This window comes from Candidatus Poribacteria bacterium, assembly GCA_009839745.1.
GTDB lineage: Bacteria > Poribacteria > WGA-4E > WGA-4E > WGA-3G > WGA-3G.
This window is the reverse complement of the sequence record VXPE01000036.1, coordinates 169930-190829: the sequence shown is the minus strand read 5'-3', so window position 1 is coordinate 190829 and position 20900 is coordinate 169930. Positions and strand designations below refer to the sequence as shown.

The 20900-nt window shown below is 46.4% G+C and carries 19 protein-coding genes; 10 read left to right on the top strand and 9 right to left on the bottom strand.

Going from position 1 to position 20900, the window contains the following annotated elements; genetic code table 11:
- Nucleotides 1–36: 36 nt before the first annotated feature.
- The 7 genes from F4X88_05760 to F4X88_05730 all read right to left on the bottom strand — a co-directional run bounded on the left by F4X88_05760 (nucleotide 37) and on the right by F4X88_05730 (nucleotide 7511).
- Nucleotides 37–321, bottom strand: a complete 285-nt coding sequence (locus tag F4X88_05760; GenBank protein MYA55781.1) for a hypothetical protein — start codon at nucleotides 319–321, stop codon at nucleotides 37–39.
- 134 nt (nucleotides 322–455) lie between these two features.
- Nucleotides 456–776 carry a hypothetical protein gene (locus F4X88_05755; GenBank protein MYA55780.1) on the bottom strand — a complete coding sequence of 107 codons (321 nt, stop codon included), beginning with the start codon at nucleotides 774–776 and terminating at the stop codon, nucleotides 456–458.
- Nucleotides 777–1339: 563 nt separating this feature from the next.
- Nucleotides 1340–2317, bottom strand: a complete 978-nt coding sequence (locus F4X88_05750; GenBank protein ID MYA55779.1) for a hypothetical protein — start codon at nucleotides 2315–2317, stop codon at nucleotides 1340–1342.
- 315 nt (nucleotides 2318–2632) lie between these two features.
- Nucleotides 2633–3754, bottom strand: coding sequence for a hypothetical protein (locus F4X88_05745; protein MYA55778.1), 1122 nt, complete (start codon nucleotides 3752–3754; stop codon nucleotides 2633–2635).
- Complete coding sequence (locus tag F4X88_05740) at nucleotides 3747–5378, bottom strand: glycosyltransferase family 4 protein (GenBank protein MYA55777.1); 1632 nt, start codon at nucleotides 5376–5378, stop codon at nucleotides 3747–3749. The genes F4X88_05745 and F4X88_05740 overlap by 8 nt, the downstream gene beginning before the upstream one ends.
- A 21-nt stretch (nucleotides 5379–5399) precedes the next feature.
- Complete coding sequence (locus tag F4X88_05735) at nucleotides 5400–7028, bottom strand: glycosyltransferase family 4 protein (GenBank protein MYA55776.1); 1629 nt, start codon at nucleotides 7026–7028, stop codon at nucleotides 5400–5402.
- 84 nt (nucleotides 7029–7112) lie between these two features.
- A complete protein-coding gene (locus F4X88_05730) occupies nucleotides 7113–7511 on the bottom strand; it encodes a sigma-70 family RNA polymerase sigma factor (protein ID MYA55775.1) in 399 nt (132 codons plus the stop codon).
- A 118-nt stretch (nucleotides 7512–7629) separates the two neighbouring features.
- On the opposite strand from F4X88_05730, the gene F4X88_05725 reads away from it, so the two are divergent.
- From F4X88_05725 to F4X88_05705, 5 genes are all read left to right on the top strand, one after another.
- Nucleotides 7630–8478: a sulfurtransferase gene (locus F4X88_05725; GenBank protein MYA55774.1), complete on the top strand. Its 849-nt coding sequence runs from the start codon at nucleotides 7630–7632 to the stop codon at nucleotides 8476–8478.
- Nucleotides 8479–8633: 155 nt separating this feature from the next.
- Nucleotides 8634–8927, top strand: coding sequence for a hypothetical protein (locus tag F4X88_05720; GenBank protein ID MYA55773.1), 294 nt, complete (start codon nucleotides 8634–8636; stop codon nucleotides 8925–8927).
- A 33-nt stretch (nucleotides 8928–8960) separates the two neighbouring features.
- Nucleotides 8961–9788: a 6-pyruvoyl tetrahydropterin synthase gene (locus tag F4X88_05715; GenBank protein MYA55772.1), complete on the top strand. Its 828-nt coding sequence runs from the start codon at nucleotides 8961–8963 to the stop codon at nucleotides 9786–9788.
- 59 nt (nucleotides 9789–9847) lie between these two features.
- The gene (gene folE, locus F4X88_05710) at nucleotides 9848–10426 is read left to right on the top strand and encodes a GTP cyclohydrolase I FolE (protein ID MYA55771.1); all 579 of its coding nucleotides are present in this window, start codon (nucleotides 9848–9850) and stop codon (nucleotides 10424–10426) included.
- An 84-nt stretch (nucleotides 10427–10510) separates the two neighbouring features.
- Nucleotides 10511–11221, top strand: coding sequence for an SDR family oxidoreductase (locus F4X88_05705; GenBank protein ID MYA55770.1), 711 nt, complete (start codon nucleotides 10511–10513; stop codon nucleotides 11219–11221).
- 139 nt (nucleotides 11222–11360) lie between these two features.
- Here F4X88_05705 and F4X88_05700 read toward each other — a convergent pair whose 3' ends face one another.
- Nucleotides 11361–12581, bottom strand: a complete 1221-nt coding sequence (locus tag F4X88_05700) for an HlyC/CorC family transporter (GenBank protein ID MYA55769.1) — start codon at nucleotides 12579–12581, stop codon at nucleotides 11361–11363.
- Nucleotides 12582–12752: 171 nt separating this feature from the next.
- Nucleotides 12753–14099 carry an HlyC/CorC family transporter gene (locus F4X88_05695; GenBank protein ID MYA55768.1) on the bottom strand — a complete coding sequence of 449 codons (1347 nt, stop codon included), beginning with the start codon at nucleotides 14097–14099 and terminating at the stop codon, nucleotides 12753–12755.
- Between the two features lie 215 nt (nucleotides 14100–14314).
- Here F4X88_05695 and eda point away from each other — a divergent pair, with 215 nt between their 5' ends.
- The 5 genes from eda (at nucleotide 14315) to iolD (ending at nucleotide 20880) form a co-directional block, all read left to right on the top strand.
- Nucleotides 14315–14974, top strand: a complete 660-nt coding sequence (gene eda, locus F4X88_05690) for a bifunctional 4-hydroxy-2-oxoglutarate aldolase/2-dehydro-3-deoxy-phosphogluconate aldolase (GenBank protein ID MYA55767.1) — start codon at nucleotides 14315–14317, stop codon at nucleotides 14972–14974.
- A gap of 95 nt (nucleotides 14975–15069) precedes the next feature.
- Nucleotides 15070–17004, top strand: a complete 1935-nt coding sequence (locus tag F4X88_05685) for a serine/threonine protein kinase (GenBank protein ID MYA55766.1) — start codon at nucleotides 15070–15072, stop codon at nucleotides 17002–17004.
- The gene (locus F4X88_05680; protein MYA55765.1) at nucleotides 16974–17825 is read left to right on the top strand and encodes an aldolase; all 852 of its coding nucleotides are present in this window, start codon (nucleotides 16974–16976) and stop codon (nucleotides 17823–17825) included. The genes F4X88_05685 and F4X88_05680 overlap by 31 nt, the downstream gene beginning before the upstream one ends.
- Nucleotides 17826–17941: 116 nt before the next feature.
- On the top strand, nucleotides 17942–18949 hold the full coding sequence (iolC, locus tag F4X88_05675) for a 5-dehydro-2-deoxygluconokinase (protein ID MYA55764.1): 1008 nt from the start codon (nucleotides 17942–17944) through the stop codon (nucleotides 18947–18949).
- Nucleotides 18950–19014: 65 nt separating this feature from the next.
- A complete protein-coding gene (iolD, locus tag F4X88_05670) occupies nucleotides 19015–20880 on the top strand; it encodes a 3D-(3,5/4)-trihydroxycyclohexane-1,2-dione acylhydrolase (decyclizing) (GenBank protein ID MYA55763.1) in 1866 nt (621 codons plus the stop codon).
- Nucleotides 20881–20900 lie beyond the last annotated feature (20 nt).

Here is a 20900-nt window from a genome sequence, read left to right as displayed (position 1 = left end):
GAAACTTTGGTGCAAGGCTTTTGGAGTGGTGCCGTCTTAATCGGATTTTATTGTTCCGTATAAGTTTAGTGTTTCAAAGACATCCTTCTTCTCCTCATTCCAGAGTTTCTCGGAGTTCTGAAGACTGATGTCTTTATTCTCCCAGAGTTCACACACCAAATAACGACCGCGACTACGTTGGCTTTCCCAAAGTTCTACATCAAGACACCCTGAAGTGGACTGAAGGGCGATAAACCATTCTGTTAACAGAAACTTCTTTAAACGGCCTGGTCTAACTCCCGGATTTACTGTTACGACATAGAAAGTGCCATATTTTGACATAAGATGCTCCTCATTGAAAAGGGAGATGAGACGTTGACAGAGATGGAAACCTCCATCATTCGCACATCTCCCAACTTACATAAGCAAAGTAAACGTTCAGGAGGTTTCAAACGGGTGATCAACACCCTGAACTTTTACTTTGTCCAGCAAGAGATACCTGGAGTCGGAACATAGTCTGCACTCCTGCAGTCGTAATCCCCTTGGGTACAGTTTTCCCAGGGATCATTGAGGTGCTCATCCCAACATCCACAACATTGGTCGTCGTCATGACATTGAATATCACTACACCACCAATCTGCAGATGCCTTAGGTGGACTGAGGAACATTCCGGCTAACGATGTCGCACCGATGACGGCTGCGGCAGTAAACGCACTCCGGCTCCCCACTTTACCTTCTTCACCCAGGATAAAGTGAGAGACTTTACGGTTGACTCGTTGATGTAAATGACTTCGCATCAAAATATCTCCTATTCATAAAAACCAATGTTTTTGTAGAAAAACACGGATTTTTGTAGGGCTTAGAAGACCCTGTTACGGACACCGTAGTGTCCTAAGCTTGTCTATAGCCGACATAATCTGCCCACGTAAGCAGAAACTATGGACGGCGTGCATACCACAAAAGAGCGAGTGGTATGGTGGAATCTACAAAGCATAGCACCGAAATGCTACCACTTTTCTTCTTCCGAGTGTCCTTATAGTGTCAGGGCTCGTCTCACTCGCGTATGAACCCTTTCGATAGCACTGATTTTGTTGTTATCAGGGTGCTTGGTTTTAACACACGCTACCGAATGCGGTAGAGGGGAATCGAACTCCTCAAAACGCCTACGTTTACCGTCACAAAGAAAAGCATAGAAAAAAGAGAAAAAGAACTATCTATGAACAACTCCTTTATTGTTCTATTTTTCGCCTATCCTGAATAGATAAGCAGGCATCCTTGGTTTCCAACTTTTGTGGTGTTGGAAACTCGTAATTCCCTAATGTTCTATAGAGTCACGCTCCCGCTCTCCGAGGCACTTCCATTAGTCACTGACAGACTGCTTGAGTCTACCCCACAAGACTGATTGTGAGTTGATCAGAGGAAAGACTGAAAAAAAGCCTGTGGGCACCCACGTTGGATGCAAATCTTGTGTCCGATGGGGTGTCAATCGCCGGCGATTGGTGCCCGCCACATCTATGCGATAGATGGCAAACTTTTGGTCCCACATGGAAGAAAAAATAAAAGCGTGTCCATCCGGGTGCCAAGCGGGCGACGAATCCAGTGCCGTATGGCGAGTGATCCGTCTGAGATCACTCCCGTCAACGTTTACGGTGTAGATATCCACGTTTCCTCCTAAATTCGCACTAAAGGCGATTCGTTTGCCATCCGGAGACCATGCGGGCATATATACGTGCTCGCTGGGTTGGTTTTTGAGCCTGCTGAGATTACCTCCATCCGCATCTATTATAGAGATGCTCGAGGGAGATCCAAGACGGACTCCGGAAGAACGAAGTGCGATGAATTGGCTATCAGGGGACCAAGACGGGGTTATGTTCTTCTGATCCCCGTGCGTCAACTGTTGGAGATTTGCACCACTGGGCGCGATTTTGTAAATATTATCTATCCCGGCTCTATCAGAATTAAATGCAATCCATCGTCCATCTGGAGACCATGCGGGCCCCTCGTCCTGTCCGGGATGATCCGTCAACTGCTCGGATACCTTTGTCCTGAGATTCATCACATAAATGTCCCAATCGCCGCCCCGAGAGGAAACATAAGCCATCCGCTGTCCGTCCGGCGAAAATGTGGGTGCAGAATCATTCGCTGGGTGGTTTGTTATATTCTGGAGATTTTCACCATTTATATCGATCATGTAGATGTCATAATTTCCACTCCGATTGGAACTAAAAGCAATATACCGAACATCGACTGCATAGACAGACAGGTTCAACGGGATCCAGAAATGCCCGAAGAGTAGTGCCGTTCCCGACACTACAATATAGGCAAGTATTCTTTTCATTTTTATACCCTCTATTTATGTCATTGAGATTCTTCCAGATTCATTTGTGTCCGACTATAGCAAGTTTCGTGCCAATTTCGCGAATACCCTGCGTACGGGGAACTCTACAGAAAGAACATAACTTCCGGATCCAATTCGGACAGACCATTGTGCCAGATTGCACAAAATAGGGCAGAATTAACGAGGTGTCCTAAAAACCTCATAAAACTGGACATGTCAACCTATAGCTAGCAAACACTATGCGAGTCGAAAACTCACCTTCTGAGTCTACTTACGCTTGGAACAATAAGGTGCCCTGTCCAAAAGGCAACGCTCTTAAATTATTGGGGCATAAAAGACCCCTCCACACACAATCGTCAGAAGCGTTCCTGTTAGAATGATGGGTGCGAAATGTACCGAATGTTGGATCGCCAAGGTGCCCCCGAAATCGTCAAAACACCCCGACTTCCCCAACGCCTTGAGGGCCTGAACACTTTCATCAGACAACCCTTCCGGGGTAGGTGAAATAAGCACATTTTTATCAAAGGACTCTGAAACGAACGCTGGCTCTTTCCTATACAAAGTTCCGTCATTTGTATCCGTTCTGATGATCTTCTCTGCCGGAATCATACCGGGGTGAAGCTGCTCAATCGGCACAAATGTGCTCAGACACGACATATCCAATTGCAGCATGTACGTGCTAATGAGGGGGAGAACCAAACGATAGACGACTGCAAACAACAGAAACTTTTTCCAATATGCCAATAGAAGAATAGGATAGAATATAAAAATGGCAACCGCAGGGATGAAATACACGGGATAAGAAATATAGGCTTTGATCTGGAACTTTTTCGTGCCACGGTCAAGTCCGTAGGATAAAAGAATTGCCAGCATGAGATGAAAAAAAGTGAATTGACTTCGCGATTGATACGCGAAGAATTCTACACAGAGCAGGATCGCCAAAAAACGGAGCAAGGACAAGAGATTTTCCGGGAGTTGTTGTATGAATTCCTTAACAGGAAGCGCTCTCGGAAGTGCGAACGTCTTGTGTAACGTGAAATACTTGATCCCTGTATGGATGAGACTATACACCAAATAGACACTGAACATATTCACTAAGATAATCAATGCGGGGTTCGGAAACGCAGAAAGGTTTCTACCCCAGACAGAAGGGGGCAATATCATGACAATTCCCCAATAGAGTTTCGCATCTCCGGGGGCAAGGATCCCCAGCCAGTAACTTCCGAAGGCGATGATCCCACCGATGATAAAAACAGAGAGGCTTGCGCTAATGATTGTTTTCTCGAGCAGCAGGAACATCACTTGTGAAATCACACCCGCGTATAACAACCCAATAGAACAGGCATTTTTTATTTTCCCGGTTCTCATATCGGTATATGTCGCCCAGAGACAAAAACCCACAGCAATCGTTGCTAACAGAATATCGTATTTACTCATGCGGCATCCTTCCTATAGAGAGATATTTGCGTATCTCTTCTGCAGTGCTTGCATCTTTACAGATATGTTCAAGAACAACGGAAACCTGATTGATGGAATGTGCCTGCATCAGTTCTTTCGCAATGGCACTTTTCACATCCTCGCGGAGAAAAGCAGGTCTTTCATACGCAGCAGGGGTCGTTTTTCCCTGTATCGTGTCATAGTGATACTGAAAGAAAGAGAGGGGATGCGTCCCGGTGGTTGCCGCTTCAGGCACTCTCTCCTGAAGCGAGATAAACTGGTTTTTGAGTGCTTTCGCGACAGCCTCCCACGTGAAACTTCTCCCCTTACGAATGGCGACATCCCTGTAGTGTGCCAGCACAGATGGATCCGCCAGCAAGGCGGTGAGAGATTTTGAAACGATGTCAGCCGTTTCAACAGGTGGTGTATTGGCGGGGATGTGGAGATACGCACCTAACGTTTGCATCGTGCTGTTGTTATGTGCCCCGGAAAGGATCATCGAAGTCCCGCAATATAAGGCACTCGAGAGATAAAAACCATTGGCACCCGGGACGGCGGCGTAATACCCTAAGTCGGCAGCATTATAAATAACCGGTAAAGCTTGATAATCCGTGATGTCCTCAATCTGAAAGTATTCAATATTTTCACAATCATGACCGAGTTGCGAACAATCCATACCGCCTACAACGATAAAGAGGCACTCGGGATGCGTCCGAGCAAGCAGATGAACCAAATTCCGATTTTCATAACTTGCATTCGGCAAAAACAGGAGTATCAGCGGATCCGATTTCATACGCGCATTCTCAAACGCTCCGGCGAGCATTAACTTAGATTCATTCGCATCTTTCAGTGTATAAACGTCCCCATCAACACCTACAGGCAACACGACAATTCTCTCTGTATCAGACACAAATTGTGCCAGATACTCTTTCAACCACCACGAATCGACACATAACACATCGCAATCGCGAAGGAGAAAGAACTTATCCAAAATCAACTGTCTATCGGGTTCGGCACTCGATACATAAAATATCGTTGGGATCCGAGACGAGTATGCTAATGAAACATCATGATCCATGGAATGTGGTAAACTTAATACCCCATGACAGTCCTCTGGATAGTATCCGATCACATTCTGTCCCACCTCGGTGGGTATCTCTAAGGGGGTGACTCTTTCCCAGTCGAAATTTGTCGGGAGACCTTCTGTATTGATAGTAGGTATAAAGACTTCTAACCTTTTGGAAAGTGCCCGGAACAACTGATGGTAGGCGACGCGTGTGAGAAACGACTTTTGATCCAGCCGATACAGAAAACTCGGTGAAACAACAATCTTTCCCGAGAATTCTATACGTTCCTTATCTATCACCGATGTCTGATGAAACAATATCCCTGCCATTTGCAGCTGAAAGAGGTAAGCGAAAACTTGGTTAATCTCAGATTCTTGATATTTCGAGCGCAATGCCGCCTTTACTTGTGCTGTCGTGGAGCCTTCACAGATATCAAGGACCTCGGATACTAGCTCATTGACTTCAAAGATACACGCCGCTTCTATGTCCGCAACAAAGGTATGTCCGGCATCATTGAACCTTTTGTGTGCTTTTAAATGAATGGGAAACTGTATCATACGTTTTTCTTATAACCTTTATTAGAACAATGCCCTCATGAATCCCTTCAAGCGATCGAGATGTTCTGCTACCGCATCGTCATCTGCCAACAAGGCGGAAAGGATCACCTCAATCTCAGGCATACTATGATTTTGTAAAAGCGATAGGGCGATTCCTTCTTCTACGGATGTATCGTAGAGAGTCCCCGTTAGGGGCGTATTGCCTTCGCGTCTGGCATTGATAATCGTTGCCTTCGGATTAACAGTCCCATCTACATTTTCGTTGAGACCAAAACCTATCGGCATGTGAGATCTCTGCCTAACGAGATGTTTTTTCGCATTCAGTTCTTGAAAAACCCGTAGGAGGCATTTGGCACTGTTGTCCCATGTGAGCTCAAGTGCCCGCTGTCTTCCTTTTTCAGCAAGTTTGTGTCTTTGGGCATCGTCTTGTAAAAGTTCCATAATCGCTTCGGCAAAGTCCTCAGCCAAAATCCCGCCACCGAGCCCCGTCATATCACGACCATACAGCATTGCAGGCACAACGACTCCTGCGTCTTTTACCACGTATTTCGGACCATCGTAACTGGATACCACTGGCACAGTTCCACACGCCATCGCTTCAAGAACCACCAACCCGAACTCCTCAGAACACGCAAGACTTGGGAAACAGAACACGTCAAAGGCGTTATAGAGAACAGGTAACTCTTCGCGCGGACGTCTCCCACTGTGAACGAGATTTTCTGGAAAATCGTAGCGATGGGTGTCTTCTATCCGACCTGCGGCCACAAAGAAAACTTCCGGCATCAAACGAGCGACATCCATAAAAACTCCCGCGCCTTTTTCAACCTCAAATCTTGAGATGTATCCAACAACGGGCTTCTCGGTAATTTCAGGTCTCCCTAATAATTCCGCAACTTTCTGTTTTGCCTGTATTTTATCTGCGGGTTGGAAAAAATCGGTATCCACACCACAAGGCACAATATGAAACAATGAGGTGTCCTCAATGAATGTCGAATACAAGTCAATCGTCGGTTGGGTGAGTGTCATGAAGGCATCGAAATGCCGCATCGAAGCATACCAGTGCATCATCCGATTGATAATTCGTCCATTATCGCGACGTGCGGCGTAGATAGGCAAGACAACCGGCACGTGGAGATAATTGAGCGCGGACATCATCTCAACTTCGTCAAGATACCACAACAAAACACCATCATAATTCTCTTTGATCATCCGATAAGCAGACGGTTTCTCATGAATATTGAAAGGCATCAGAACCATATTCTCCATGTCCTCAAATTCCTGAGTTACATGAATTGTGGCGTATTTCGATAACGCCTTCAGCAATTCAATGTGGGCAACAGAGGCACCTAACGTGTTCCATCTCAATTGTTCATGCGTTGAATGTAATCTCGGCGCGAAGATTTTAAAAGACGGTGCCTCCAGCGTTTTTGAGAAACGTTGCTCCTGGGGCCAATGAAGGTACTGGAGACAATTACGAATCTCAGCCTCAGTATACGTGTCGGCTAAGTCAGAAACGATCTCTTCGGTATCCGATTCAAGTCGCTCAAATACGTCTTGCACCAATTCATCAACAGGTAAAAGGCGATGGTACTCTAAATCTGCTAAATACGCGTTTTCTTGGAATTCTATAAGTGTATATCGATGTCGCATTTTTTGCACAATGCTGCCCTTTTGGGTTCGCTGGGGAAGGCAAAAAAGAAGGTCTTTTGCCTTTTGTGGCCATCCTTTCTGTATTTACCTGCTGAACCAATCGGTAAATTCCTCCGGATATTCAGTTTCGAGCCAGGTTTTCAACGTGTTCTTTGCTCGATGCCACCGAACCTTAACAGCATTCTCTGAGATGCGTAACGTTTCGGCGATCTCTTTGAGGGACATGTCGGGAGCTGTAAATTTCAATAGAAACACTTCTTTCTCTGATTTCGGAAGGCGTTCTACCATACCGCGGACGATTTCGAAGTGTTCTTTGGCGATGGTTTGATTATCGGGTTGTTGATGTGCCGGTGCCTGGATGGCATAAGTGGCTTCTGTCTCCACTATACTATCCGTTTTTTTATCTCGTTTCCTATAACCCATACTCCGAGAAAAAACTTGGCAAATCCCGCGAAGATAGGCGAGATGATAGCAAAATCGCATTTCTATTTGACAAATCGGGGTTAGGTATGTATAATATAAACAAGAATCGTCCTTTTTATGGCACAGTTTATCATGCGAAGAATCTTAACAGGATACAATGAGGAGACTTTATACAAAAATGGCTGATTACGCAAATCCTGATGTTTTAGTAACGACAGAATGGGTTGCTGCACACGGTGGTGATGCTGGCATCCGACTCCTTGAGGTTGATGTTGATACTTCAGCTTATGCTGAGGGACATATCGCTGGGGCAGTAGGACTCAATTGGGAAACACAATTGTGCGATCAAGTTCGACGTGATATCCTCACGAAAGAACAGTTCGAGACACTCTGCAATGACAGCGGCATCGCCAACGATACGACTGTTATTTTTTATGGAGATAACAATAACTGGTTCGCAACCTATGCCTTGTGGCAATTCCGCTATTACGGACACGACGAAAGTCTGTTGAAAGTGATGAACGGTGGTCGTCAAAAATGGATTGATGAAGGCAGAGAGCTTGTCACTGATGTACCAGATCATTCCAGCACAGGATATCAGGCGAAATTCCCCGACGACAATGTCCGTGCTACAGCGGGGACGGTTCGCGACACACTCGGACAGGGTGTTGTTAACCTTGTTGATGTCCGTTCACCTGCTGAATTTACGGGCGAAGTTATCGCGCCTCCCGGTATGAGCGAGACAGCGCAACGCGGTGGACACATCCCCGGCGCAGCGAATATCCCATGGGCGACAGCAGTGGCTGAAGACGGCACCTTTAAGTCTCACGATGAACTCCAAGCCATCTACGGCGGCGCAGGTGTTGATGAGGGTCAGGAAACAATTGCTTATTGCCGTATCGGTGAACGCTCATCGCATACCTGGTTTGTGCTGAAGTATCTACTCGGTTATGAAAAGGTCCGCAATTACGATGGGAGTTGGACAGAGTGGGGCAATCTGGTCGGAGCACCTATTGCACGCGACTAAGGAAATAGCTGCCAGTTATCGACGTGTTCGCTGGGGAGGATGCCTGCGCTGCGTCTAAAGCAGAAATCGTAGTTCCAAGCAACGCGCCGGGACGGATATATGCCAAGGTGCGTTTTAACACGACCCATTTTATCGAACCGCAAGGGAAGTTAAAAGTGGCTAAATTTGTTTCTGCTCATGCTATTGCTTGTATGACACGCCAAGACGTTTCACGATTGCTAAAGCGTTTCAGAGAAGAGGAAAACGCTGATGTAATCAATATCCGAGTCTTGTGCGATACGTTGTCAGGGCGGATGGTCTGCGAATGGGAAGCACGCGACAGTGTCACCTTAATCGAATGGTTGAAAAAGTGCAATGTCCAAATACGCGGAACAGGCGAATGGCTCATGACCGTCCAGTATGAATCAATCGACGACGAACTCGTCGTCCCTCCGCGGTACGATACTTAGGTCCTTGGTAGACGACGTAACACCACGAAATCGATGTACTACTTAACCCGGCAAACGGCATTTGAAGCATCACATTATAATCGTATCCCTGAATTGAGCGATACGGAGAACTTGGAGGTGTTTGGTGCTGCTGCAAACCCAAATAGCCACGGGCATAACTATGTGCTTGAAGTCATGGTGAAAGGCAATGTGGATGTAGATGACGGGATGGTAATCAATTTGGTGACCTTGGACGCGTTGTTGAAGAACAACGTGCTCGCCAATTACGATCACAAACATCTAAACCATCAACATCCTGTTTTCGCAAAGAACCCGCATCTCCAACCGACGTGTGAGAACATCGTTATAGAGATTTGGCAACGGCTTGTCCCTTCCTTACCGAACGGAATGTTGCACAGGATACGCCTCTACGAAAGCGCAGCAAATTTTGCAGACTATTATGGGGAAGGATCTATGGTTTATCTTACAAAAGTCTACGAATTTAGCGCAGCCCACCGTTTGCACAGCCATGCACTCAGTGATGAAGAGAACCAGGATATTTTCGGAAAGTGCAATAATCCGGCTGGACATGGACATAACTATGTACTCGAGGTTACCGTAAAGGGAGACATAGATGCAAGAACCGGGTTGGTTGCGGGTTTGAATTTGCTTGACGAAGTCGTTCAAAAACAGGTGTATGCGCGTTTTGACTACAAACATCTGAATCTCGACACGCCCGAGTTTGAGACGCTCAACCCGACTTCGGAGAACTTCGTCAAAGTGCTTTGGGAGGTGTTAGCACCGAATTTGCGCCCGGTGGTTCTACACCGTCTTCGCTTACGGGAGACCCCCAAAAACCATTTTGACTACTACGGTGAGTAATTCATCTTTTTACCACTTAGTATATAAAAATACAGCCATTGGAGGCACATTTTAACATAATGGAGTTTAAACAAACTAATGCTACCCTTGAGTTGGAAGGACTTTACACAAAAATCATTGAAAACTTAGGTGAAGATCCGAGTCGTCAAGGCTTGGTGAAGACACCACACCGTGCCGCGAAAGCGATGGAATTCTTGACGAGTGGCTATCATCAAAGTGTTGATGAGATTCTGAATAGAGCCATCTTTGATGAGGATTATGATGAAATGGTGATTGTGAAAGAGATTGAATTTTACAGTCTTTGTGAACATCATATCCTCCCCTTTTGGGGTAAATGTCACGTTGGGTATCTCCCGCGGAAGCGAATTGTGGGTTTAAGTAAAATCCCACGCATTGTAGATATGTTTTCTCGTCGGTTGCAGGTTCAGGAACGTCTCACGCGTGAGATTGCCGAATCGCTCGAAAATGCCCTTGACCCGCGGGGGGTCGCTGTCGTGATAGAGGGACGGCACTTGTGCATGATGGCACGTGGTGTCCAAAAGCAAGCACCGGTAATGACAACCAATGTCATGCGCGGGACATTCCGTGAAGATAGTTCAACGCGTGCAGAGTTTCTACGGTGCATCCAAGTATCCTAAACGAAGCCCGTAATGAAATGGAGGGCGGATATACGGAGAGGTGCTTGAAGGTCTCCAACCTACCTCACCGAACCGCAAGGAAAAATTAAAAATAAGGTTGTGGTGATTACTGGAGCGTCAAAAGGGATTGGTAAGGCAACCGCTTTCGCTTTCGCAGCAGCAGGCGCGAAAGTTGTGCTCGCCGCGCGAACACCTGAGACACTTGAACAGGTCGCAGTGAAGTTAAAAGAAGGGGGTGCCGAAGCACTCGCTGTTCCAACAGACGTTACCAACGTTGATGCTGTGCAGCAACTCATCCAACGGACATTAGAGGTCTACCAACACGTGGATATTCTAATTAACAATGCAGGGATCGGCCATTTCGGACCCATTGTCGATTTCGAGCCTGACGATTGGGACGCGGTACTTAATTCCAACTTAAAGGCTGTTTATCTCTGTGCAAAGTATGCGCTTCCCTCCATGTTGGAACGAGGCAGTGGACAGATTATTAATGTGCTTTCAGTCGCAGCGAAGGTTGCTTTTCAAGCTTCAAGTGCGTATTGTGCCGCGAAGGCAGGTGCGTTAGCACTGACAAAGGTTTTAGCGAGTGAAGTCCGTCAGCAGAATATTCGAGTTACCGCTGTTTTACCGGGATCAGTGCATACGCCATTTTGGGACGACGTTCCAGAACACCCAGACTTTGAACAGATGTTAACACCGGAACATGTTGCTGATACGATCGTCTCCATTTGTCAGCAACCCCCGGGTATGGTGACTGAGGAAATTGCTGTAATGCCGCCGCTCGGGATTCTCTAATTTCTAATGATGGGAATCTTAACACTGCCCATTATATTCCGCTGGGGTTTTTGGTGAAGTTAACAACTTCTCATATCCTAAAGAGATTTCTTGACTTAGACGGAGACCGTTGTGGAACGAAGTGGAACAACGCCCATATTCAATAGTTTAAAAAGCGCCCGAGGCGTCGCCGAATGCGAATCTTGCGAATAGCACGTGTGTCAGCATCTATAACTGTGATGATAGAATCGTCCAAGTCAAGTTCAGCACCAATTTCTGGGATGGTGCCAGTCCGGTCCAGAATATAGCCAGCAACCGTCTCATAATCACCTTCGGGGATTGCGAGTCCGTAGTGTTCTTTGAGCAGATCTACTTCAGTTCTTGCATCACATTCAAGGATCTGAGGTGTAATCAAGCGGATAAATTCGGGAGTGTCACGTTCATCAGCGAATTCGCCGACAATTTCTTCAACAAGGTCTTCGATGGTGACAAGACCAACAGTGCCGCCATATTCATCAACAGCAAATACCATTGTATGCCGAGTATGCTGGATCTCTTTGAGGAGCGCATTAATGTTTTTAGATTCAGGGACATGCAGCACTGTTCGGATGAAAGGTTCAATCGTATTAGGCAAGGTATCTGGTTCTTCGTTGTGGTTTGAATTCGTCCCTGGTTCAACGTTATTATAAATAACATCCAGGAGATTAACAATCCCAACGCTATTATAGATGTGTTCTTCGTAGACCGGAATTCTTGAGAACCCGGAGTCAGCCGCGACTTGCAAAAAATCTTCGCATTTTGTATTCTTCTCAATCGCAACGATATCGACAAGTGGCACCATGACCTGTGCGACCGTCCGATTTTGTAGGTTGAGCAGACTATGAATCATACGCCGCTGGTCGGTGTGCAGGTTGCCGGAACGTTCTCCCATTGTTGCGAGAATTCGTAGTTCTTCACGCTGTGCATCAGGGCTCGGTGTACTTGCTCCTCTATCTGTGAGTTTGACGATAAACTGTGTCAAAGTTTTCACAAAATAGATAAGGGGAGCTAAAACTATTTCAGAAAGGCGTAGGAGATAGGCATAGCGGAGTGTCAAGACATCTGCCTTGACACGAAAGATAGTTTTCGGTAAGATTTCTCCAAAGATAAGGAGTAGAGTCGTTATACCAGCTGTTGCAATGAGTCCCTGCAAACTTACTGCAAGGTTGGGGAGTCCTCGGGCAACGAGTCCTTCACCGAGTTGGGCAATAAGCACATTTGCAAGATTCGTCCCGACTAGTGTAAGTGCGAGCATTCTCTGGGGCGATTCTATCAAACGATGAACGATGCTCGCTCTGGTATTCTCCGATTCAACAAGTTGGTTAATTCGGAATTTGTTCACGGAGACCAGTGCTGTTTCCGAACCTGAGTAAAAAGCTGACAGGACAAGGCAAATGAGAACTGCCAGGGCAAGCGAACCTAACACAGTTATCTGTTCTGTGCTACTTGCACCTATTAAAAAGATTGATAATAGAAGAACTTTCAATTGCTTTGTGTCTGGTATTCCTTGTTTTTACACGTCAGTTTGGTTTCCATCGGTCCCCGGCATTTTGATAGATAAACCTGTAATCGCATTGCCTTCTGTAGCGGTAATTTCAAATTCGATACCGTTCTCATCAGTGTAAGATTCGCCGACAGACGGAATGCGACCAGAGAGTCCAAGGACATAACCACCAATAGTGTCTACGTCATTTTCGCTGAGTTTTAGTTCAAATTGCTGATTGAGCTCACGAATACTCATACGCCCAGAAGTTTCAAGTAACAACGGGGTTTCAGAGTGTCTAACAAGATCAGGTGGAGAATCGTCTTTATCATGTTCATCGACAATGTCTCCGACGACCTGCTCAAAGACATCTTCGATAGTGACAATGCCTGAAACGCCACCGTACTCATCTTGAAGGATCGCCGTTTTGGTTTTTTCACGGGTGAGTTGCAGTAGCAATGCCCCGATCTTACGAGTCTGAAGGACGAAGAAGGGTTCACGAATAAGGGAAGCGTTAACCGGGGCTTCTGACATCTGGTCCCGTTTTTCGAGGAAAGCATCAATTGTAAGTGAATGCACATCGGCGTGTCGCCAGAGTGCTAAATCTTTGACATAGAAGATGCCACAGATATTATCAATTTGCTCTTGGTAGACCGGAATGCGTGAAAATCCATATTCCTTTGCTTGTTTTAATGTTTCTTGAATAGTGTTTGATGTTGGGACTGCAACGACTTCGGTTCGTGGCACCATAATCTCTTTTGCTTCAATGTCACGTAATTGGAGAATATTGCTCACAATTTTCCGTTCATCGGGGGGGAGTGCTTCTTCGTGGTAGGTATCAACAATATTCCGAAAGTCTCTCGCCGTGAGGTGTTCTGTAGGTGAAGGGTGCCCGCCAAATACTGGAACGAGGAAGTCAATAATTTTGCGTAGCAAGCCACGTAACGGCGAGATGATAATGGAAAATATCCATAGCGGGGGCGCCGCGATTTTCGCAAAAAATTCCGCATGCTTAATGGCGAAAGTTTTCGGAGTCATCTCACCAAAAATGAGCATGAGGATGACACTGGCGGCTGTGGCTGTGGCAAACTGAATCACTTCTGTGTATTGCGGAAGCACGCGTTTAACGAGCCATAGCATCAGAATTGCAAAGGAAACATTGACAAGATTGTTACCAAGGAGAACGGTGATAAACAGTCTGCGTGGGTTATCAACAAAGTTGACAATTGCAGACGCGCTGCCCTTTTCAAGACGGAGCCTTTCAATTTGGACACGCGTAAGTGCGCATAAAGCCGTCTCAGAGCCAGAGAAAAAGCCTGAGAGGACGAGTAACCCTGCTAAACCGATCAGATAGGGGAGTAGTGGAACAGCTTCCATTCTTTTTTAAAAAACAATGTTTCGACGAAATTGAATGTCGAAAATTGCTATTAAGTGCACTGAATCAGCGGTAATTTGTAATCTGAACATTTGTTTAATGATAACACATTAAGAAAAAAAACGCAACAAAAATATCACCCTATTACAGTATTGGCGAGGTAATATTAAAAAATACCTTTAATCTCAAACGAATAGGACTAATTTTGAGGATGTCTATGACAAAATTAGAACAGATGCAACAGATCGAAGCGTGTGGTATTGTCGCTATTATTCGTGCCAATAGCGCAGATGAATTGATTGAAGCAGCGGCTGCGATTCATGCAGGGGGTGTTGACGTAATTGAAGTGACGATGACAACGCCGAACGCGTTACAGGTAATTAACGACGTTTCAACCACGTATGGGGATACCGTCCTCGTTGGTGCCGGATCGGTATTAGACGCAGAAACAGCACGCGCTGTGATGTTAGCAGGCGCTGACTTTGTTGTCAGTCCAGTTACGAAACCAGATGTAATCGAGATTTGTAACCGCTACGGTAAAGTTGTTATTCCCGGGGCATTTACCCCAACCGAAATCTTGATGGCATGGGAAACAGGGGCAGACTATGTAAAGGTGTTCCCATCAAGCGGTGTTGGTGCCGACTATATAAAAGATGTGAAGGCGCCGCTGCCACAAATCCCGCTGGTTCCAACAGGGGGCATCAATGCGGAAAACGCGGCTGATTTTATCAGTGCCGGGGCAACTGCTTTGGGAGTCGGAAGTGCGCTCGTTAACAACCAGCTCATTGCCGCTGGTGAATTCGCAACCCTCACGGAGAGAGCTGAGAACCTGGTTAAGGAGGTCCAACGCGCCCGTTCAAGTTCTAATTCAGTTTAGATTTGTTCAAAATGTATTTTTATGTTGACAATTAATCTTAATTCTGTTAATTTTAATACGTAAGATATATACCCTGTCCCCTTTGAGTGCCAGTTATGCAGATTGATCAACTCATCTTAGGTAAATATAGATTGCTTGAGTTTCTCAATTCAGGGGGATTCTCTTCGGTTTTTCGCGCTCGCGAAGAAATGACAAATCGGATTGTTGCGATTAAAGCCTTGGCAAAAACTGCCTATCCCGCCAGTAGAATGAAGTTCTTGTTGACCGAGTTCCAAGCAATGTCGAAAATTTGGGGACATCCAAATATCGTCTCTATTCATACCGTCGAACCCGGCGAAGATGACTATGTTGCGTGGATAGTGATGGAATATGTCGAGGGTAAAAGTCTTCACGATCTCATGCAGGAGGGTGCACTTAATCTAACAGATACCCTCAATATCGGCTTAGACATTTGTCGCGGGCTGAAAGCGGCGCATGTACATAAAATTATGCATCGCGATATCAAACCTCAGAATATTTTACTCACAATCAAAAAAGAAGCAAAAGTCGCCGACTTTAGTATCGCTCGTATATTTGGCGAAACGACTGAATTCGCTGAAACCATGGCGGGCACCCGGCGCTATATGGCACCCGAACAGCACTACGGTGCTTATGATTATCGGGCAGATCTTTATTCCACAGCACTCATCTTGTATCAAGCGATAACCGGACGATTCCCATTTTCAGGTGAAAATAAGGAGATTGATAAAAAGAAAGCAGCCGGAGAAATAGAAGAAGTCCATAGATGTCCCGAGGTGCTCCGCAATTTCCTACAAAAAGCACTTCACCGACAACTCTTAGAACGCCATCAGAGTGCCGATGAAATGTATGAAGAACTGGATCGAATTCGCCAAGATGAGTATGTTAAACAGGTTTCTCAACTGATTGATGCGAGCGTTAACTCCAATAATCCAAGAATAGCAGAAGCACTGGAAGGATACCGGAAAACTTTTCGTCTCTCGCTGGCAGATGCCGAACGGATGAATCAAAACCTCTTTTTTCAACGACGGCAGCGAGAGGAAAATAGTAAACGCGAGAAGATCGTAACTCAGGTTCAAAGACACTATACGCTCGCCACACGTTACATCGAAAACCAAGACTTTCGAGGCGTACTATCGGAACTCCATAAAGCAAGCCATCTCTATATCGACGATCAGGACTTAACCAATACTATAGATAATTTGTTTGACGAACTCAGTGCCGCAAACATGGTCTTCCCATCACGCCCGACTGCTGAGGAAATTGTTGCCCTCATTCAGAAATTACCAGAGAATGAAAGTGATGTTCTTCGGACATGGCTGGAGCATCAAATATCGGTACCGGAAGAAACAGCAGATATAACACCCATACGCCCCCGCGTTAGGGCAACCGGCAGTTATCGACTTGTGATGGAGGAAGCTTCACCGAAATTCCTACTCGATCAGGTTCACAGTGACATCCAGTATCCACATGAGATAGAAGCGTTTCGTATCTTTCGGCAGATTCAAATCTATGAACAACAGGGGCGGACCCGACAATGCCACGTGCTTTATAGGAAGCTCGGTAGATTCTATCAAAGACAGGCTAACAACTTTGTCAAGAAAGACGATTTAGAACTCGTCGCTAACTGTTATACGCGCGCCCGCTTCGCTTACACGGTCGCAGAGAAACAGCGTCTCGCCAGAAAGAACGCCAAAAAGGGTGGGATTTATTACACGCGCTTGGCACGCCAATTTGAACTACAGCGTTCATGGGAAGAAGCAGGAAAATCTTACATCCTCGCCGCTTACAATCATAGCTACGCGAACTTGTTATTACTCGTAGAGGAATGCCATCGAATGGCAATCGTCTGTTATTTTAACGCTGCTGAAAGCGCACATCTCAATAATGATTTACAAACGGCTTATGACTTTTACGCGTTAATCTTGGCAGTCGGTGAAAAGATGTCTACACCGACAAAAATGGTAAGCGAAGCACAAAAATTAATGTCGGAAATCCCAGTCGAAAGTTAAAGGAACTACACGTGAAAGCAGCTTTAAAGCGCGGAGAAGTGCTTATTGGAACATTTGTACTTGAATTCGCTGGCTCTGCAATTGCAACACTTCTCGCAAGTGCCGGAGCAGACTTTATTATCGCAGATTTGGAACACAGTTCCTTCTCCATAGAAACTATTGGACGGACAATTCGGAACGCACGAGGTTCAAACCTTTCTTGTATTGTCCGGGTCCCCGCACTTGAACGTCATTTTGTCTCTCGGGTACTTGATGCAGGGGCAACCGGGGTCATGATTCCTCGGGTCGAATCCTGTGAAGACATTGAAAAAATTAAAAAATGGACAAAATATGCCCCCGAAGGCGACCGAGGTGTCGCTTTCGGCATTGGACATACTGATTATGGGGACTTCACAAAACTTGATACCAGAGAGTATGTCCGTAACGCAAATCAGGAAATTCTCACCATCGGGCAGATTGAAACCCTCCAAGCCGTTGAAAACCTAAATGAAATCCTTGAGGCAGGCGAGTTAGATGTTGTATTTATTGGTCCCTACGACCTATCCACGTCTATGGGTATCTCTGGCGAACTCAACCATCCACTGCTTTTAGAAGCCATAAAAAATATTATTAACCTCACACAGACACATAATATCCCTTTAGGGTGTTATGTCAACGACTTTGAGGGCGGTGAACAGTGGTTAAATCTTGGTGTTCAGCTGATCGCTTGTGGAAATGATGCTTTTCTCATAACTCGTAAATTTGCTGAGGAACATCAAAAATTCAAAAATGCGGTGTCGGATTCAGATCGTTCAAAACGAATAACGGATCCGCAAATATAGCCGCGAATACACCGAAAACCTGCAAGTTAACCATCCACTTGACTCCGATACAAGACAGCAAAGCACGAGTGGATGGTTAAAAGGGACGCAGCAGCCCAGGAGCCATAAATTAAAGAATGGAAACTTACGATATTCTCACAATCGGACGAAGTTCTTTAGACCTCTACGCGAACGATATCGGTGCCGCGTTTCCAGATATTAAAAGTTTTGGTGCCTTTGTTGGCGGATGTCCTACGAATATCAGCGTTGGTGTCCAGCGACTTGGGCTTCAAGCTGCACTCCTTACTGCCATCGGTGAGGATCCCGTTGGAGAGTTCCTACTCAAATTTTTGAAAGATGAAGGCGTTGAAATCCAGTTTATTCCGCACAAACCGGGGCACCGAACAAGTGCTGTCGTCCTCGGTATTGAACCGCCAGATCGGTTCCCGCTCATCTATTACCGCGATAACTGTGCAGATATTGAACTCACTATTGACGATGTTCTCGCCGCGCCGATCGCTGAAAGTCGAGCAGTCCTAATATCTGGGACCGGTTTGAGTAAGGAACCGAGTCGCAGCGCAACACTCTACGCCGCTGAACACGCACAAGCACTCGGCAAACACGTCTTTTTGGATCTTGATTTTCGGGCGGATCAGTGGCACGATCCAAGGGCATTTGGCGTTGTCATGCGATCAGCGTTACGTTATATTGATATTGCCATCGGAACGGAAGAAGAGATCAAAGCGGCAACGCTTACGAGTCTTTCACAACTCACAATTGAACACTCTCAAATCTCAAATCCTACGATTGAAGGGGATATGGCATTTGCTATTGAGACGCTTTTAAGTGCGGGTCCAGATGCGCTGATAGTAAAACGTGGGATTGAAGGGGCGGATGTTCATTTGGCGACCGGAGAAATCGTTCACGCTGAACCCTTTCCTGTCGAAGTTTACAATACGCTGGGTGCTGGTGATGCTTTTGCGAGCGGTTTTATTTATGGTCATCTCAGTGGTTGGGGTTGGCGGAAATCTGCCCGGCTCGGCAACGCCACGGGTGCGATTGTCGTAACACGGCACGGCTGTGCGAACTTTATGCCGACAATGCCCGAAGTTGATGAATTTGTCGCAGAACGCGGCGGATGGTAAATACAATTTGGTTTGGGTTCCATACCGCAGCCACACACTACTTTACCAAAGGAGCAGCAACTTTCATGAAAACACAAAAACTCACGATGGGACAAGCCATCGTTCAATTTCTCCGACAACAATATGTCGAACGGGATGGAAACGAAACCCAATTTTTTGCCGGTATGTTCGGAATCTTCGGGCATGGAAACGTTGCTGGTATCGGTCAAGCGTTGCATCAGTATTCCGATGCCTTCCGTTTCTACCAGACTCGTAACGAACAATCAATGGTACACACCGCCGCTGCGTTTACCAAAATGAACAATCGCCTGCGAACCTTTGCCTGCACGACATCCATCGGACCGGGGGCAACAAATATGATCACAGGGGCTGCGGGTGCAACAATTAACCGACTGCCGGTGCTCTTACTACCGGGAGACATTTTTTCCACACGCTTAGTCGCCCCAGTTTTACAGCAGCTGGAGTCTTCCAGTTCACAGGATTATTCAGTGAACGATTGTTTCAAGCCGATTTCACGGTATTGGGATCGGATTAATCGTCCAGAACAGATAATTACTGCCTTGCCAGAGGCGATGCGAGTCCTAACATCGCAGGCTGATACCGGGACAGTAACCTTAGCACTTCCGCAAGACGTTCAAGCTGAGGCGTATGATTATCCAGCACAACTTTTTGAAAAACGCGTTTATACCATATCTCGCCCGCGTGCTGATGTCAGCCTACTGAATCGCGCGACGGCGTGGATTCGTGAGAGTAAATCTCCGTTGATTATCGCCGGTGGTGGTGTTATCTACAGTGAAGCCACAGCACACCTCGCACAATTCGCAGAACAAACGGGTATTCCTGTCGGTGAAACCTTCGCTGGAAAGGGTTCACTGCCCTACAATCATCCGCAGAATCTTGGAGCGATCGGCGCGACGGGGACGCCAGGGGCGAATATCACTGCCCGAGAAGCAGATTTGGTGATTGCAATCGGCACGCGCTTGAGTGATTTCACGACTGCTTCCAAGACTGCTTTCCAAAACCCCAACGTCCGTTTCATCAACATTAATGTTGCGGAATTCGATGCCTTTAAACATGCCGCCTTACCGCTCGTCGCAGACGCACGCGTCACACTCAAAGAACTTGCTACCGCTGTCGGGAATTATCACGTTAATGCCGCCTATGCCACACAAATCAAGAACTATCGCGACGAATGGGAGGAGGAAGTGGATCGGCTTTACCACCTTGGTCACGGTCCTTTACCGAGTCAAAGCGAGGTCATCGGTGTAGTTAACGAATTTTCACGTCCTGAAGATGTAATGGTGTGCGCGGCGGGGAGCCTTCCGGGAGATTTACACAAGTTATGGCGAACCCGTAATCCGAAACAGTACCACTTAGAATACGGATACTCGTGTATGGGCTATGAAATCGCTGGTGGGTTAGGCATCAAAATGGCGGACCCAAATCGCGATGTCTATGTTATGGTCGGTGATGGTTCATACTTAATGCTGGCACAAGAGATCATTACATCAATTCAGGAAGGTTTTAAACTCATTATTGTGCTTGTGAACAACGAGGGACATAGCAGTATCGGGGGATTGTCTCGGGCAACCGGCGCGCAAGGTTTCGCCACCCGTTTCCGCTACCGGGACGAAAAAACGGGTGAACTTGAAGGCGACTTTTTACCGGTGGATCTCGCCGCGAATGCCGCCAGTCTTGGTGCCAAGGTCATTGAAGCAACAACCTTGCAAAGCCTAAAAGCCGCCCTACATGAGGCACGAGAAGCTGAGCACACAACCGTTGTGAAAATTGATGTGGATTACTACCAAGGGGTTCCGCGCTACGAATCTTGGTGGGATGTTCCGATCGCACAAGTCTCCGAAGTCGACACGGCGCAAGAGGCGTATGAAGAATACGAATTGGATAAGCGAAAGGAACGCTACTTCCTTTAGTCTTTGAATCGATGCGAACA